The sequence below is a fragment of the Xenorhabdus griffiniae genome, assembly GCF_015163655.1.
Classification (GTDB): Bacteria; Pseudomonadota; Gammaproteobacteria; order Enterobacterales; family Enterobacteriaceae; genus Xenorhabdus; species Xenorhabdus griffiniae.
Genome location: NZ_JADEUF010000105.1, coordinates 1 through 14520, shown reverse-complemented (window position 1 = coordinate 14520; position 14520 = coordinate 1). Strand labels below are relative to the sequence as shown.

Genomic DNA, 14520 nt, shown 5'->3' with positions numbered 1-14520 from the left:
CCGGATGATAATTTCAGAATGGACGATTGACGCGTCGTTTAGCCGACGCGTATCCGGACTTTCAGTCCGTTAATCACTAACCCACCGACTTTAGTCGGTGGTTGTTCAGTTAGAAATCCGGACAAATAGGATATGAAAGTAAATACAATAAAAGCAATTACAACAAATATTAAACCTAGATATAATAATTGAATCGATACTGGAATAGCGATTGTATTGTCAGTAGTAAACTGAGGCAGAAAAGCCAAAAAGAAAATAATTACTTTTGGATTTGATAGATTCATAAACAAACCTTTCTTAATGAGTTTTTTTGTGTCATTAAAACTTTTGGTGTTGTTTTTGAGGTGAATAGGCTTTGCCTTGAAGGCTCCCCAAGCCAGATAGGTTAAATAAAACACACCAAATAGCCTGATAATTTCAAAGGCCAGTGTATTAGATTGTATTATTGCTGCAATGCCCAATGAAACTAAAGAGGTATGTATTATCAATCCAATACATAAACCAATGGTAATTAATATTCCATGTTTGCATCCATTTATTGCAGACTGACTTAAAACTAAAAGGTTATCAGGACCTGGCAAGAAGCATAGAAGGGTTGAAATACTGATAAACGTAATAAGTGTTTCTATAGAAATCATATTTATTACCATTATAAAATTAAATATAATTGATGTTATCATCTATACCAATCTAACTTCGAAATGCGTGTGATTTCTCCCTGCGAAGCGGGAAGAAATCAGGTTTCATAGCGTGTTGTAAATGGCAATTTGAAGTTTAATGCGTATATATGAAAAAGTGTTGATTATATTACTGTAACAAAGTCATCTATAAAAGACGAAAAATCTACTTGCAGGTATGAATTAATTTCATACCATGTTCGATAGTTCTTTCGAGATGGGTTTTGATCAGAGGAAAACAGATATCCCTAAACCATCTATGCTCTGGATCTTGGTGATGTTTTGCATGCCATAGCAAGTAGTATTGTTGTGTTTTAATATCAATAGGTAAGCGTCTTATTTGTAAATCATAGTGTTGAGCAAAATCAGCAGCAATATGCAGTGGTATGGTCAGCATGGTGTCTGTTTTTAACAATAATTCAATGGCCGCTTGAAAAAAGGGAACTTTAGCGTAAATCTGGCGACTTAGGTTCATCTGTGCCAACGTGTGATCGACGGAACTGTCTTTATCTCCCCCACCACTAATCAGAATATGTCGGCCTTCTATATAGTCGTTAATAGTTATATCGTTATTAGCTTTGGAATGTGTATTTCTAAATGCAACGACAAGTTGATCTTCTGCCATCATTTTACCGTATAAGTTATCAGGTATCATATCGGCAATGGTTGCGACTAAATCAATATGTTGCTCAGCAAACTTATTTAACTTGTCTTTGTGCCACAATTTATATTCAATGCTCATGTTAGGCGCATCAACTTCAATGTTAGAAATTATAGATGGTAAGATGGCTTGGGCGACATAATCACTGGATGCTAAGGTAAATTTTCTCTTACAAAGGTTTGGTTCCATTATTTCTGGTGCATAGAGGTTATCTAATTGCTGCATCAATGCTGGAAGTTTTTCTTTCAGTTTTTCGCCTTTTGAGGTGAGAATAAATTGATTTGCTTCTCTCACAATAATTTTGTCATGAAAATCTTCACGCAGCTGATGTAATATTTTGCTCATTGCCGATTGTGTAACACCTAATTTTTTTGAAGACTCAGTTAGGTTAAGTGTTTGCAATATTGATACTAAAGCTGGTAATAATTTGTAATTATTCAAGATGTACTTTCCATGGAATGAAATATCTAATGATTATCATAATATTATGTAACTAATGTGGTTTCTGGATAAAATACCACTAAATATTCCTGACTTAAATCCGGGGAAGATATTGGCTGTTACTTAGGAAATAACAGCCAGATGGTGTTTATCAGTGAATATTATCGTTGTCACCATACAAAGATGGCATACCTTTAGGGCGAGTTTTGAAACGGCGATGCAACCACATATATTGATCGGGTGCCTGCATAATTTCCTTTTCGATCACCTTATTCATGAATGTTGCTGCTTCTGTTTCATCTTGCAGCGGAAAATTTTCTACCGCAGGCTGAATAATTAACTCATAACCCTTTCCATTGGGTAACCTTCGCGGCGTAAAAGGGATCAGCGCAGGTTTGGCCAAACGGACGAGAATTGAGGTTCCGGTCGTAGTTGCAGCGTGTTCCACAGCGAATAATGGGGCAAATACACTGTTACGTGGGCCATAATCGTGATCAGGGGCGTACCAGACAATTTCACCATTTTTTAGGCACCGGATCATGCCTTTAACATCTTTTCTGTCCAGCATGTATTTATTGGAGCGAAGTCTCCCCCAAGTTTGTAGCCAATCCATGACAGGGTTGTCATTGGGACGATAAACACCAATACCAGGGTTTAGCATACCAAAAATACGCGCTCCCAATTCCAGCGTTAAAAAATGGATACCAATGACAATAATCCCCTGGCTTGTGGATTGCACTTGTTGGATATGCTCTCGTCCAGTAACTTTAAACCAACGCTTGACGCGCCAGTCAGGCCAAAACCAGGCCATTCCTGTCTCAAACAGGCCCATGCCAACAGATTCGAAATTTCTGACTAGCCATTCCTGCCGTTTCTCTGCTGGCATATCAGGGAAACAAAGTGCCAAATTGCGCTCTGCAACTTTGGCTCGTTTTTTTAAGAAACGTAGTGAAAGTCGCCCAAGTCGGGTTCCCATCCAATAAATCGCTGGATAAGGTAGTAAAACCAGTAAATAAAGTATGCCAATACCTAGCCAGGTCAGCCAGTAGCGGGGATGTAAAAGCGAACGACAAAAAGGAGGTGCTTGTATCATGTGTTTTCTGTGTGTTATTTGTTATCTTGAATCGGTTTCAATCTGTCTGAGTTATAGAGGCCCAAGATAGACTTTAAAAATCGTATTGGTGTATTGTGACACTTTTTAGTGAAATATCGAAATCTTGTGGCACTAAATCGTGAATCTGAGGGTAACTTATTTGCCAGATTCACTGTCTGGCAAGGTTTTGCGGTCTCTGCCCTCGTAGTCGCCATCCCACGGTATTGGCGTGATGGAAAAGCATAAATCACTATCCGCTAACGGCCATTTTCGTTATGATATCCAGCCACCAATGGAACGACCATTGAAGTTTTTATTTTTTAATCGAAATTCAGGAAAGTACACCATGCCAGTGTTACATAACCGTATTTCTAACAAAGAGTTGAAAGAACGCATGTTGGCTGAAATTGAGCCGCGCACTACCATCTCTTTTTATAAATATTTCACCATTTCCGCACCACAGGATTTTCGCGATAGCCTGTATCAAAAGTTCACTGAGTTATCTGTCTTTGGGCGAGTTTATATCGCCAAAGAAGGTATCAATGCACAAATTAGTGTGCCTTCCAAAAATGTCGATGCGTTGAAAGCATTATTGAATGAGACAGATCCGGCATTATGTAATCTGCGCCTTAACATTGCGTTAGAAGATGATGGTAAATCATTCTGGGTACTGCGGATGAAAGTGCGTGAGCGCATTGTTGCAGATGGTATTGAAGATGAAACTTTTGATCCATCTAAAACAGGTGAATACCTGAAAGCGGAGCAGGTTAACCAAATGTTGGATGATCCTGACACTGTCTTTGTCGATATGCGTAACCACTACGAATACGAAGTTGGGCATTTCGAAAATGCAATTGAGGTTCCATCAGATACGTTTCGTGAACAGCTGCCAATGGCTGTAGAAATGCTGAAGGACAATAAAGATAAAAGTATTGTTATGTACTGTACTGGCGGAATTCGTTGCGAAAAAGCAAGTGCTTATATGTTGCATAACGGCTTTAACAAAGTTTACCACGTAGAAGGTGGTATTATTGAGTATGCCCGTAAAGCGAAAGAACAAGAATTGCCAGTTCGTTTTGTTGGCAAGAACTTTGTTTTTGATGAGCGTATGGGTGAGCGTATCACTGAAGATGTTATTGCTCACTGTCATCAATGCGGAGCGACGTGTGATAGCCATACTAACTGTAAGAACGATGGTTGCCATTTGTTATTTATCCAGTGTCCATCTTGTGCAGTACGTTTCGAAGGCTGTTGCAGCGATGCTTGCCGTGAAGAGATGCAACTGCCAGAAGAAGAACAGCGCGCCCGTCGTGCAGGAAGAGAGAATGGAGCTAAGATTTTTAATAAGTCCCGCTATCGATTGAGTGATGGTTTGAATATGACATCACTGCAATCTATTAAATAGTCATGCTTTGAGTCATATACGCATTAAACTTCAAGTTGCAATTTATAACTATATGAAACGCGATTTCTCCCCCGCAAAACGGGGAGAAATCACATCCATCTTGAAGTTAGATTGGTATAGTCGTTTCCATTTTTCAAATTATAGTTTTATACTAAAATAGATTATTCGAAAGACTTAACAAAAATATTTAAAGATATTGTAAATAAAAAATAGCTCTATTTTGTTAGATACCCCTATTTTTTCGATAATATGTCTCTTATGTGAATAAACCGTACTATTGCTAATTTTTAGTGTTTTGGCAATCTTATGGGTATCCATTTCTAACATCCAATAATAGATGATACGATTTTCCTGATGACTGAAAATAGAACCAGGCGCACTAAAATTAGAAAAATAACATTGAATATCATATGATGCCATTTCTTTTAGGCGTTTAAGTAATATCGTTAGATCTTTCTTTTTTAATATAAAATCCTTATTTGTCAATTGGATAGGCGTTTCCTTGATGGGATATGTTTTGTCTACATAAATATAGTTACGAGCGCCATAAACTGAAGAAACTAATAACGCCAGTTGTTCACAGTATTCACTGTAGTAACCATAACTAGTCAAATTCGCCAAAATAATATCTGGAGAGAAGACAGGCAAAATATTTATGGCATCACGTATTGATGTCGCTCCTAAAGAGAGGATATCTGTATTTTCTTTTAAGGATTCAATAGTTCCCTGGCGTGTATAATAGCACTCATCAATGATTAATAGTTTCATTACTTGAACATCCTTGTTCTGCTATGGTTATATTTAAATAATCAGCTTAATAGCTAAGAATTAGGCAGGTGAAAACGGACGTATAATACAATATTATGAAAGATAATAAACCATATGGATAATTTTATTGGTTGATATGTGTTCGGTTGTTCATTTGGGACACTCAATATATTGAGTGTCCGAATGTGTTGAAAGGGGTATTGTTAATGTTTAATATGATCAAGTTGGCTGTATTCTGAGGATTCTATTTTTTCAATCCCGGCTTGTAAAATGAGGATAAGCTGTTTGGCTACGCCTGTTGTTAACCATAACGTTTTGTCAACACTGACATTTTCTGTTGTATGATCTTGGGTGGATGAGTAATGAAGGCGTATCATCATGGCGTCATAGGCATCGACAACGCTGATATCCCAGCCTACAACAGGATGTGTTTGAATTATTTCATTTTCTTTTCCCATATAACCTCCTAATCAGACTACAGAATCATTATTAATATAATTGACTAAGAGCAGAAGGTCTCGTCTAAGACAAGCCATTAGCAGTATAAACCTTTTTGGCAATCTAAGAAGTGAAAAAAGCAGGATTTTTTGCATCAGAATGGAGAAAAACCATTATGGGTTATTTCTGCTTCTTATCAGGTCGGGATTGTGCGGAAATATAGAACAATTTCCGCACGAAGGCACATGCTAAAGTTACTCACATACCCTGACATCCCATCCTGCATCTTCTCCTGCAAGGAATGGAATTAACTTTTCGTCACCACACTCGATGTATTCAACAACGGCAGTTGGTTTGCGAGTGAGTTCGATAAAGCCATCATTAACTGGCAAACCGTAAAATGCAGGGCCGTTCAAGGAGCAGAAGGACTCGAAATATTCTATTGCCCCCATTTCTTCAAAAACCGTCGCATAGGCCGCCAGGGCGGTTGGGGAATTGAAAACGCCCGCACAGCCACAAGAAGATTCTTTGCGGTGCAGTACATGAGGAGCAGAATCTGTACCTAAGAAAAAGCGGTTACAACCACTGGCAACTGCTGCTCGGAGGGCTTCTTGGTGAATATTGCGTTTTAGTACAGGCAAGCAGTAAAGATGGGGACGAATACCACCAACCAACATATGGTTGCGATTGAACATTAAGTGCTGTGGTGTCAACGTCGCGCCTAATTTATCGTTGCCTTCTAGGACATATTCTGCGGCTTCTTTGGTTGTAATATGTTCGAAAACAATTTTTAATTCAGGAAATTGCTGGCGCAATGGTTCCATTACCTGTTCGATAAAGCGCGCTTCACGATCAAATATATCAATATGAGAAGCGGTAACTTCCCCGTGGATCAGCAATGGCATACCTATTTTTTCCATGGTTTCCAATAATGGATAGATCTTTTTGATATCGGAAACACCGTGGCTGGAATTTGTTGTTGCATTGGCGGGGTAAAGTTTGCAAGCGGTAAAGATGCCTTCTTTATGGCCAATCTCAATTTGATTACTGGTTGTTGAATCTGTCAGATAACAAGTCATAAGAGGTTGAAAATGATGATCTGACGGTGTCGCTGCAATTATCCTCTCTTTATAGGCTTTGGCGCTGGCAACATCTGTCACTGGAGGGACGAGGTTGGGCATGACAATAGCTCGGCCAAAAAAACGGCTGGTATGAGGGACAATGGTTTTTAACATATCACCATCACGAAAATGGACATGCCAGTCGTCAGGGCGGCGAATTTTAATTGTATATGATTCAGTGGTCATGGAACCGGCTCCAGAATATAAGTGAAAAATGATGGATGCTGATTCAGCAATCCTTAAGCCGGAGGAGAATGATAAAGTGAAAATAGCTAAATAGCTATTATTGAATGATAATATTCTCTATATTTTGAAAAATTAGAATTTTAAGCTTATCTGGTATGAGGGTACGTAGAGGAAATTATCATATCAAAAAAGGAAAAAATAGAAGTAACAACACGAGGGTGAATTGAATTTGGCTCCTCCAGCTGGACTCGAACCAGCGACATACGGATTAACAGTCCGCCGTTCTACCGACTGAACTATGGAGGAACTCCTTCAAGACGGGACGAATATTAATGGCATTTTTGGCGTTTGTCAAAGCAGAAAATAGTAATAACTGTTTGATTGCTGAGAATCTGTACGTTATGTGTGTTTTTTGACTAAAACTGGCTAATTTACGGTAAATAAGGAGGCAATAGTGGAACATAGGAGTAAGTAACCGAAGAGGAAAACAATAAGAACGTTCCCTAAAAAATGGAGGTACTAAAAAGAGGAAGGATAAAAAAACAGGAACCCAGAAAGCAAAGAACCTGATTAGATAAACTAATCAGGTTCTTCAAAATATTTGGCTCCTCCAACTGGACTCGAACCAGTGACATACGGATTAACAGTCCGCCGTTCTACCGACTGAACTATGGAGGAACTCCGTTTAAGTGGTTCGAATAATAACGGCATTTTTTATGTTTGTCAAAGCAGAAAATAACAATAAGTGTTTGATTGCATGCAATATGCGCTTATTGAGTTGTTTTTGATCTTTTTATGTTTTCAGCATAGGTAATCATGTCGGCAAAGCTATTTGAAATAGAGAATAAAGGGGAAATAAAGAGATGGAGATAACAGGGGATGGTATCCAAAAGCAAAAATCCCGACTAGCAAAGCTAATCGGGATTTCTAAAAATCTGGCTCCTCCAGCTGGACTCGAACCAGCGACATACGGATTAACAGTCCGCCGTTCTACCGACTGAACTATGGAGGAATCGGGTTGTTCCTGAGAACGGAGCGGATAATACAGTGAATGGTTTTATGTTGTAAAGTAAAAAAATTAAAAATAAAACCAATTGATTTATTTTTCACCGGAATGGCTTTTTTGGGCTATTTTTTGCTTAGAAAATAGCTAATAATTTGAGTTTTTATTGATTTTATCATGTTTATTGTTTTTCCTGGAAAAACTCAACTTATTTTATATTCGTTGTTTTTATCTCTGTTTTTGTCGAATTCTATACGCATTAAACTTCAAGTTGTAATTTACAACACTGTATGAAACGTGATTTGAAGTTAGATTGGTATCAGTAGAACATACCAGATGTTACAAAGTAGATATGTGCAGGATTGACTTTTAATAGATACTGGCAACAAGTACAAAGCACGTTGATCTTAATAATGGGGAAAAAATCAGAATGAAAAAAACGGCTTCCCGATTGGGAAGCCGCTTAAAAAGGCTTAGGCTAAGTTACCTTTCTCAACCTTAATATCACGCTAACTTACTGCAGCGAGATATTTGAATTTGGCTCCTCCAGCTGGACTCGAACCAGCGACATACGGATTAACAGTCCGCCGTTCTACCGACTGAACTATGGAGGAATCGGGTTGTTCCTGAGAACGGGGCGAATATTAGCGATGAACTGGAATAGTGTCAACGCAAAAATTCTTTTTTCTTACTGTTTGCTCATTACATAAGCTTCTTGGTTTATCATTGTACTATTTTATTGAATCTATTACCTTTATGCGCTTTTATTAACCATGTTAATAGATTGAGCATAGGGTGATTGTTCCGAACAAGCGAGCATAAACACATCATAAAAACACACCCTCTGTTTCTTCCGCATGATATGCTTGATGTCATCTTTGATTGTATTCGGCACTTGGGGATGAGTAAGTATCTTATTGAGTGCTTTTTCAGAAACTTGTTCGTTGACAAACCATTCACCGTTATAGCATACCCGTAAATCAAGTACGTCAATGTCTTCGAAATGATAGACGGGCTTGATATCAAATAGCAGAATGCCTGCCATAGCAATAAAGGCGAGAGTGAATGCAAAAAGAGACCAGGTGCCAAAATAGGGGGCGTACCACATGAGCATAGCAAGAAAAGCATAGGCAATGATCATCGCCAGACACAAATAGGGATGATGGCGAATAAAAATGCTGTTGAAATGTACTTTACCATCACGATGCTCTTTAAGATTGATCCGCTCAATATCTTGAATCAATATCTGTTTTATGATTTTCATAATACTAACCCACTCATTTGTAGAAATTGTGTCGTAAAAAATGCTGTAAAAATCGTGATCGAATTGAAAGTTATGGCATTTTCAAGGTTAGCATGTCCTGAACCTATATCTGTATAGCAATTGCTTTAATTTATTTGGCAAATTGTTATTGTTGGCAAACAATATCTTGCATTTTTCTCGCTAAGAAAAAGTTGAATAAATCAAATAAAATTATAAAAAAACCTGTTTATTATGTTATTCTGTTCTAATATTGAGCGTCTGAGTTTTTTTTAAAACGATAATACATAAAAAGGTTGATATTCGTGTGCGGTCATGCGTTAATGCGTTTGGCCTGATTAACAGACCTACTTTATGTACGACATATTGAGTTAATGAGTTATGTGTAAGTGCTATCCCTCTGGTAGCCTTTGTTGACCGTTTCCTTCTTAGTGCCTCCATAAGTAATAGCTGATACTGGCCAACACATGCCCGAGGTGGCGAGTTTTTTTTGATATATAGGAAAGTCAAATGTCTGACAAAATGAAAGGTCAAGTGAAGTGGTTCAACGAATCTAAAGGCTTTGGTTTCATCACTCCAGCTGATGGTAGCAAAGACGTATTCGTACATTTCTCTGCCATTCAAGGTAATGGTTTCAAAACCTTAACAGAAGGCCAGAACGTAGAATTCACCATTGAAAATGGTGCCAAAGGCCCAGCAGCAGCAAACGTGACTGCTATCTAACTTCTGCCTTATGCCTTATTTAAGCTCGCCAGCGGAAATGCCGCGGCGGGCTTTTTGTTTTCCTGCACCGTGTTTTCTGCATCATAAAATTTATTTCACCAGTCTCATTTTAGATGTTCGATTCTAAAATTTCCGCAGGTTATTTATTGGGTTGATAAAAAATAACATAGAGAAAGTCAGTGAAGAAAATGGAAAGTCATTTCTGTTTTGTAGAACAATCTGCTTGTTTAAGGCCTTTACTTGTTAATTTTAACTGTTTATACTCCCCCGCAAATTCTATTGGAGAACGATTAATTGGACAGTCGAAGTTTTTGGTTAAATAAAAAAATAATCTGGTAAGCTGTTCATATCCTTTCGATTTGCTGCTTACCTGGAATGGTGGGCGGTGCTACTTTAACTTCATGAGTTGTACCCACCTGAAGAAAAATTATCTGATACTAAGGATCTACTGAGTTGGAATTCTGAGTCAGGTATCAACTAAAGGTATATCGGGGTATGCATGATGTGGTCATATATTCACTCCTTATTCCCTCCGGGAACATACGCATTAATCGATTAAAGACTCGTTGTCAGAAAATATCCTATGTACGATGAAGAGATGATCTCTTCAGGCTATTTTTTGCGTATTAGTTTTATAACGAATTAAAAAACGCAATCAATAAAAAGCTCAGCAAATAAAATTAAATGAGCCAGCCTCTATGTACATGATTTTCTGCGCCTAACAGGTACTAATCAATCAAGTTCACAAGCAATAACTTGAAGGACTAAGAGTATCTTTATCCATTTGATGTTATGGAGAATGCCATGTTGTTAACATCTATTGCAATGCACTTACTATCTGCGCTGTGTTTTGGGGCTTTGATTGGCGCTGAACGCCAGTGGCGCCAACGTATGGCGGGATTAAGAACCAATGCGTTGGTATCAACAGGTGCTGCACTTTTCATGATTACTGCAATGAGCGCTTCTGAGGGAAATCCTGATCGTATTGCTGCACAAATTATCTCTGGCGTTGGTTTTCTTGGCGCTGGCGTAATCATGCGTCAGGGAATGAGCATTCGCGGTTTAAATACCGCAGCGACATTATGGTGTTCAGCGGGAATAGGGGAGTTATGTGGTATGGGGCAATACTGGGCAGCAGGGATTGCTACAGCGATTATTCTCTGTGCGAACATTTTATTGCGAGAGATCGCACAACGAATTAACACTCAGCCTCACCAGCAAGCCTTAGATTTAGAACAGCGTTATAAGATCCATATTACTTGTGACATAAATGATGAAATTATGGTCAGAACTTTGATTTTACAAGCACTCAATGGATTAGGTGTCAGGTTGCAGTCATTGAGCAGTGCAGATGCTATTCAGCCTGGCAGACTTGAGGTTTGTGCGGAAATATTAGCAACGCCTGCGGAGCAAAAAGAAATCGAATCGATTGTTTGTCGAGTAAGTTTGGAGAAAAGTGTCACTTCCGTTAATTGGAAAATTGCGGCTGAACTACCCGCTTAGAATATTTTCTTATTTTTAATTCCATAATTTTATACACATTAAACTTCAAGTTGTAATTTACAACACGCTATGAAACGCGATTTCTCCCTGCGAAGCGGGGAGAAATCACACGCATCTTGAAGTTAGATTGGTATATAGCAATAAGGAGTCCATATGGACGATGCCCCTCCCCCGACACGAAATGAGATGTTGCCTATGGAGTAAGCAATTTTATTTCTCAGATAGGCAACGCATAAAAGCTTTATATAGAAATTTATCCCTTGCGGAAAGGGATGATAGCTATTGCAAATTGAATATAGAGAAAGCGCTATGACTGAGAAATACACCAAGAAATCAGCCAATTTTTTCAAGGAAAAAGAATTTATCGTTGCGAAACGAGCTAATCAAAGCTTTGAACGTATTCTTACTGATCTCAACGGCAGTACATTGGGTTTAACTGATGATGATGCCATAGAACGTTTAGGGCAGTATGGTATTAATGAAGTTGCGCATGAAAAAACACCTCATGCTCTAATGCAACTTATTGCCGCTTTCCACAATCCGTTTATTTATGTATTGCTATTGTTAGCGACTATCAGTTTTTGTACTGAATATTTGTTGCCATTACTCAACGGAGAAGAAACAGAGCTTACGGGGGCCATTATTATTCTAATAATGGTTACATTAAGCGGATTACTCCGGTTCTGGCAGGAATATCGAACAAATAAGGCGTCGGAAGCCTTGAAATCAATGGTGAATACAACAGCCACCGTTTTGAGACGCCCTTCTGAGAATACTAAATCACAGAAAAAAGAAGTTCCAATCAAGCACCTGGTTCCAGGCGATATTGTTTATTTATCTGCTGGTGACATGATCCCAGCAGATCTGTACTTAACCGAATCCAGAGATTTATTTATCAGCCAGGCCATTTTAACAGGAGAAGCTATCCCTGTTGAAAAATATGACGCGATGGCCCATGTGAGTGCCAAGACAGCTTGTTTTGATAATGTATCTGAAACAGAGCTACTTGAATTTTCTAATGTCTGCTTAATGGGAACCAATGTGACCAGTGGTACTGCGACAGCGGTGGTGGTAGCGACAGGAAAGCACACTTACTTTGGTTCACTGGCAAAATCTATCGTAGGAACACGAGCACAAACCGCATTTGATCACGGTGTTAATAGTGTCAGTTGGCTATTAATCCGTTTTATGTTGGTCATGATACCAATTGTATTTTTAATCAATGGGTTAACAAAAGGAGAGTGGCTTGATGCGGCGTTGTTTGCCCTGGCTGTTGCTGTTGGTTTAACACCTGAAATGCTGCCCATGATTGTCAGTTCTAATTTGGCAAAAGGGGCTATTGCTATGTCAAAGAAAAAGGTCATTGTCAAACGGCTCAATGCAATTCAGAACTTTGGTGCAATGGATATATTATGTACGGACAAGACAGGAACGCTAACGCAAGATAAAATTATTCTCCAGCACTATTTAGATACAGAAGGCAAAGAAGATGCTTCTGTACTCCACTGGGCTTGGTTAAACAGTTTTCATCAAAGTGGCACCAAAAATGTCATGGATCAAGCCATTGTCAGGTATGGACGCAGTAATTCAGCGCTCGATTTCCTCCGCGGCTACAGAAAAATTGATGAATTACCTTTTGATTTTGTTAGACGCAGACTGTCAATTTCTATACAGAATTTGTCTGATAACTATCAATTAGTTTGCAAAGGAGCCGCAGAGGAAATGCTATCAGTTTGCTCCTATATAAGGATAAAAGAGAAAATTATTTCTCTCACTGAAGAAGGCCGCAACAATGTCATGGAATTAGTTAGCAGTTATAACGAACAAGGTTTCAGAGTGTTAATCTTAGCGACTCGGGAGTTAAGTCACGATGAAGTGAAACACCCACTTTCTGTTGCAGATGAAAAGGAGATGGTACTACAGGGTTTATTAACATTTTTAGATCCACCAAAAGAAAGTGCTGCAATGGCAATTGCGGCATTAAGGGAAAATGGTGTTTCGATTAAGGTACTTACCGGAGATAATCCTGTTGTTACGGCTAAAATTTGCCGAGATGTGGATTTAGATTCTGGAAATATTCTTCTTGGCCCTGATATTGAACTAATGAGTGATGAAAACCTTTCAAAAGAAGTGGAATTAAGATCGGTCTTTTGTAAGTTAACCCCACTGCAAAAATCACGTATTTTAAAATCATTGCAAAATAATGGCCATACTGTTGGTTTTCTTGGTGATGGAATAAATGATGCACCAGCATTACGGGATGCTGATGTTGGAATTTCAGTTGATACAGGGACGGATATCGCAAAAGAATCCGCCGATATCATCCTGCTTGAGAAGAATTTGATGGTCTTAGAAGAGGGAGTAATTAAGGGAAGGGAAACGTTTGGGAATATCATCAAGTATTTAAATATGACGGCCAGTTCAAATTTTGGAAATGTATTTTCTGTATTAGTTGCCAGTGCATTTATTCCATTTTTACCGATGTTAGCCATTCATTTGCTTGTACAAAACCTAATGTACGATATTTCTCAACTGTCTTTGCCGTGGGACAAAATGGATAAGGAGTTTCTGAAAAAACCCCGTAAATGGGATGCAAAGAATATAGGACGTTTTATGCTCTGGATTGGTCCTACGTCATCTATCTTTGACATCACGACTTATGCTGTGATGTGGTATGTATTTGCTGCTAACAGTCTAGAACATCAAGCATTATTTCAATCGGGGTGGTTTGTGGAAGGATTGCTATCACAGACCTTGGTTGTACATATGTTGCGCACACAAAAAATTCCTTTTGTGCAAAGTACGGCTGCACTTCCGGTTTTATTAACGACACTGATAATAATGGGACTGGGTGTTTACATTCCATTCTCCGCATTTGGCACCCTAATTGGGTTGCAACCACTACCGTGGGAATATTTTCCATGGTTAATTGGGACATTAATAAGCTACTGTATCATTGCTCAAATGATGAAGCGGTTTTATATTCATCGATTTGGTGGATGGTTGTAAATGATTCTCATTAAATAATAGCTTATTCCGTGTGGGTTAAGGGAATAATCCATACAGAATATATGGCATTATGACTCTTATCATAACGAACTTTTTGCAGATATTTAGAATAGGTCTTGATGTTATTCTCTAAACACGAACTGCTTATCACAACACAAATGAATTTAAGGGAAAAATAGCGTTACATTTACCTGTTATTTTTTTTATTTAAAACGCTAAATTAATCTATCT

At 38.5% G+C, this 14520-nt stretch carries 11 protein-coding genes and 4 tRNA genes; 4 read left to right on the top strand and 11 right to left on the bottom strand.

The window, feature by feature from the left end; genetic code table 11:
• Positions 1-38: 38 nt before the first annotated feature.
• The 3 genes from IQ211_RS14855 to IQ211_RS14845 form a co-directional block, all read right to left on the bottom strand.
• On the bottom strand, positions 39-638 hold the full coding sequence (locus IQ211_RS14855; RefSeq protein ID WP_193836408.1) for a LysE family translocator: 600 nt from the start codon (positions 636-638) through the stop codon (positions 39-41).
• A 205-nt stretch (positions 639-843) separates the two neighbouring features.
• Entirely contained in the window at positions 844-1779 is a 936-nt protein-coding gene (locus IQ211_RS14850) for a LysR family transcriptional regulator (protein WP_189759663.1), read from the bottom strand.
• Between the two features lie 151 nt (positions 1780-1930).
• Positions 1931-2872 carry a Kdo(2)-lipid IV(A) acyltransferase gene (locus IQ211_RS14845; protein WP_189759662.1) on the bottom strand — a complete coding sequence of 314 codons (942 nt, stop codon included), beginning with the start codon at positions 2870-2872 and terminating at the stop codon, positions 1931-1933.
• A gap of 346 nt (positions 2873-3218) precedes the next feature.
• On the opposite strand from IQ211_RS14845, the gene trhO reads away from it, so the two are divergent.
• Positions 3219-4277: an oxygen-dependent tRNA uridine(34) hydroxylase TrhO gene (gene trhO, locus IQ211_RS14840; protein ID WP_189759665.1), complete on the top strand. Its 1059-nt coding sequence runs from the start codon at positions 3219-3221 to the stop codon at positions 4275-4277.
• A gap of 174 nt (positions 4278-4451) precedes the next feature.
• Here the strand turns inward: trhO and IQ211_RS14835 are convergent, their stop codons facing one another.
• From IQ211_RS14835 to IQ211_RS14800, 8 genes are all read right to left on the bottom strand, one after another.
• Positions 4452-5045 carry a LuxR C-terminal-related transcriptional regulator gene (locus tag IQ211_RS14835; RefSeq protein ID WP_189759661.1) on the bottom strand — a complete coding sequence of 198 codons (594 nt, stop codon included), beginning with the start codon at positions 5043-5045 and terminating at the stop codon, positions 4452-4454.
• Positions 5046-5248: 203 nt separating this feature from the next.
• The gene (gene bssS, locus IQ211_RS14830) at positions 5249-5503 is read right to left on the bottom strand and encodes a biofilm formation regulator BssS (RefSeq protein ID WP_189759660.1); all 255 of its coding nucleotides are present in this window, start codon (positions 5501-5503) and stop codon (positions 5249-5251) included.
• Between the two features lie 234 nt (positions 5504-5737).
• Entirely contained in the window at positions 5738-6790 is a 1053-nt protein-coding gene (gene pyrC, locus IQ211_RS14825; protein WP_189759659.1) for a dihydroorotase, read from the bottom strand.
• Positions 6791-7020: 230 nt separating this feature from the next.
• Positions 7021-7096: transfer RNA gene (locus IQ211_RS14820), tRNA-Asn, on the bottom strand.
• A gap of 296 nt (positions 7097-7392) precedes the next feature.
• A tRNA-Asn gene (locus IQ211_RS14815) sits at positions 7393-7468 on the bottom strand.
• A gap of 258 nt (positions 7469-7726) precedes the next feature.
• A tRNA-Asn gene (locus IQ211_RS14810) sits at positions 7727-7802 on the bottom strand.
• A gap of 529 nt (positions 7803-8331) precedes the next feature.
• A tRNA-Asn gene (locus IQ211_RS14805) sits at positions 8332-8407 on the bottom strand.
• A gap of 140 nt (positions 8408-8547) precedes the next feature.
• Positions 8548-9057 (bottom strand): YlaC family protein, encoded by a 510-nt coding sequence (locus tag IQ211_RS14800; RefSeq protein WP_189759658.1) that lies wholly within the window; start codon positions 9055-9057, stop codon positions 8548-8550.
• Positions 9058-9564: 507 nt separating this feature from the next.
• On the opposite strand from IQ211_RS14800, the gene cspE reads away from it, so the two are divergent.
• The 3 genes from cspE (at position 9565) to mgtA (ending at position 14289) form a co-directional block, all read left to right on the top strand.
• A complete protein-coding gene (gene cspE / locus IQ211_RS14795) occupies positions 9565-9777 on the top strand; it encodes a transcription antiterminator/RNA stability regulator CspE (RefSeq protein ID WP_047766586.1) in 213 nt (70 codons plus the stop codon).
• An 804-nt stretch (positions 9778-10581) separates the two neighbouring features.
• Positions 10582-11280: an MgtC family protein gene (locus IQ211_RS14790; protein WP_262985600.1), complete on the top strand. Its 699-nt coding sequence runs from the start codon at positions 10582-10584 to the stop codon at positions 11278-11280.
• 309 nt (positions 11281-11589) lie between these two features.
• A complete protein-coding gene (mgtA, locus tag IQ211_RS14785; protein ID WP_189759656.1) occupies positions 11590-14289 on the top strand; it encodes a magnesium-translocating P-type ATPase in 2700 nt (899 codons plus the stop codon).
• Positions 14290-14520 lie beyond the last annotated feature (231 nt).

Excerpts from the sequence above, each read along its gene's own strand:
- IQ211_RS14845 (WP_189759662.1), bottom strand. The coding sequence starts at position 2,872 with ATGATACAAGCACCTCCTTTTTGTCGTTCGCTTTTACATCCCCGCTAC.
- IQ211_RS14790 (WP_262985600.1), top strand. The coding sequence starts at position 10,582 with ATGTTGTTAACATCTATTGCAATGCACTTACTATCTGCGCTGTGTTTT.
- cspE (WP_047766586.1), top strand. The coding sequence starts at position 9,565 with ATGTCTGACAAAATGAAAGGTCAAGTGAAGTGGTTCAACGAATCTAAA.
- IQ211_RS14835 (WP_189759661.1), bottom strand. The coding sequence starts at position 5,045 with ATGAAACTATTAATCATTGATGAGTGCTATTATACACGCCAGGGAACT.
- trhO (WP_189759665.1), top strand. The coding sequence starts at position 3,219 with ATGCCAGTGTTACATAACCGTATTTCTAACAAAGAGTTGAAAGAACGC.
- IQ211_RS14800 (WP_189759658.1), bottom strand. The coding sequence starts at position 9,057 with ATGAAAATCATAAAACAGATATTGATTCAAGATATTGAGCGGATCAAT.
- pyrC (WP_189759659.1), bottom strand. The coding sequence starts at position 6,790 with ATGACCACTGAATCATATACAATTAAAATTCGCCGCCCTGACGACTGG.
- mgtA (WP_189759656.1), top strand. The coding sequence starts at position 11,590 with ATGACTGAGAAATACACCAAGAAATCAGCCAATTTTTTCAAGGAAAAA.
- bssS (WP_189759660.1), bottom strand. The coding sequence starts at position 5,503 with ATGGGAAAAGAAAATGAAATAATTCAAACACATCCTGTTGTAGGCTGG.
- IQ211_RS14855 (WP_193836408.1), bottom strand. The coding sequence starts at position 638 with ATGATTTCTATAGAAACACTTATTACGTTTATCAGTATTTCAACCCTT.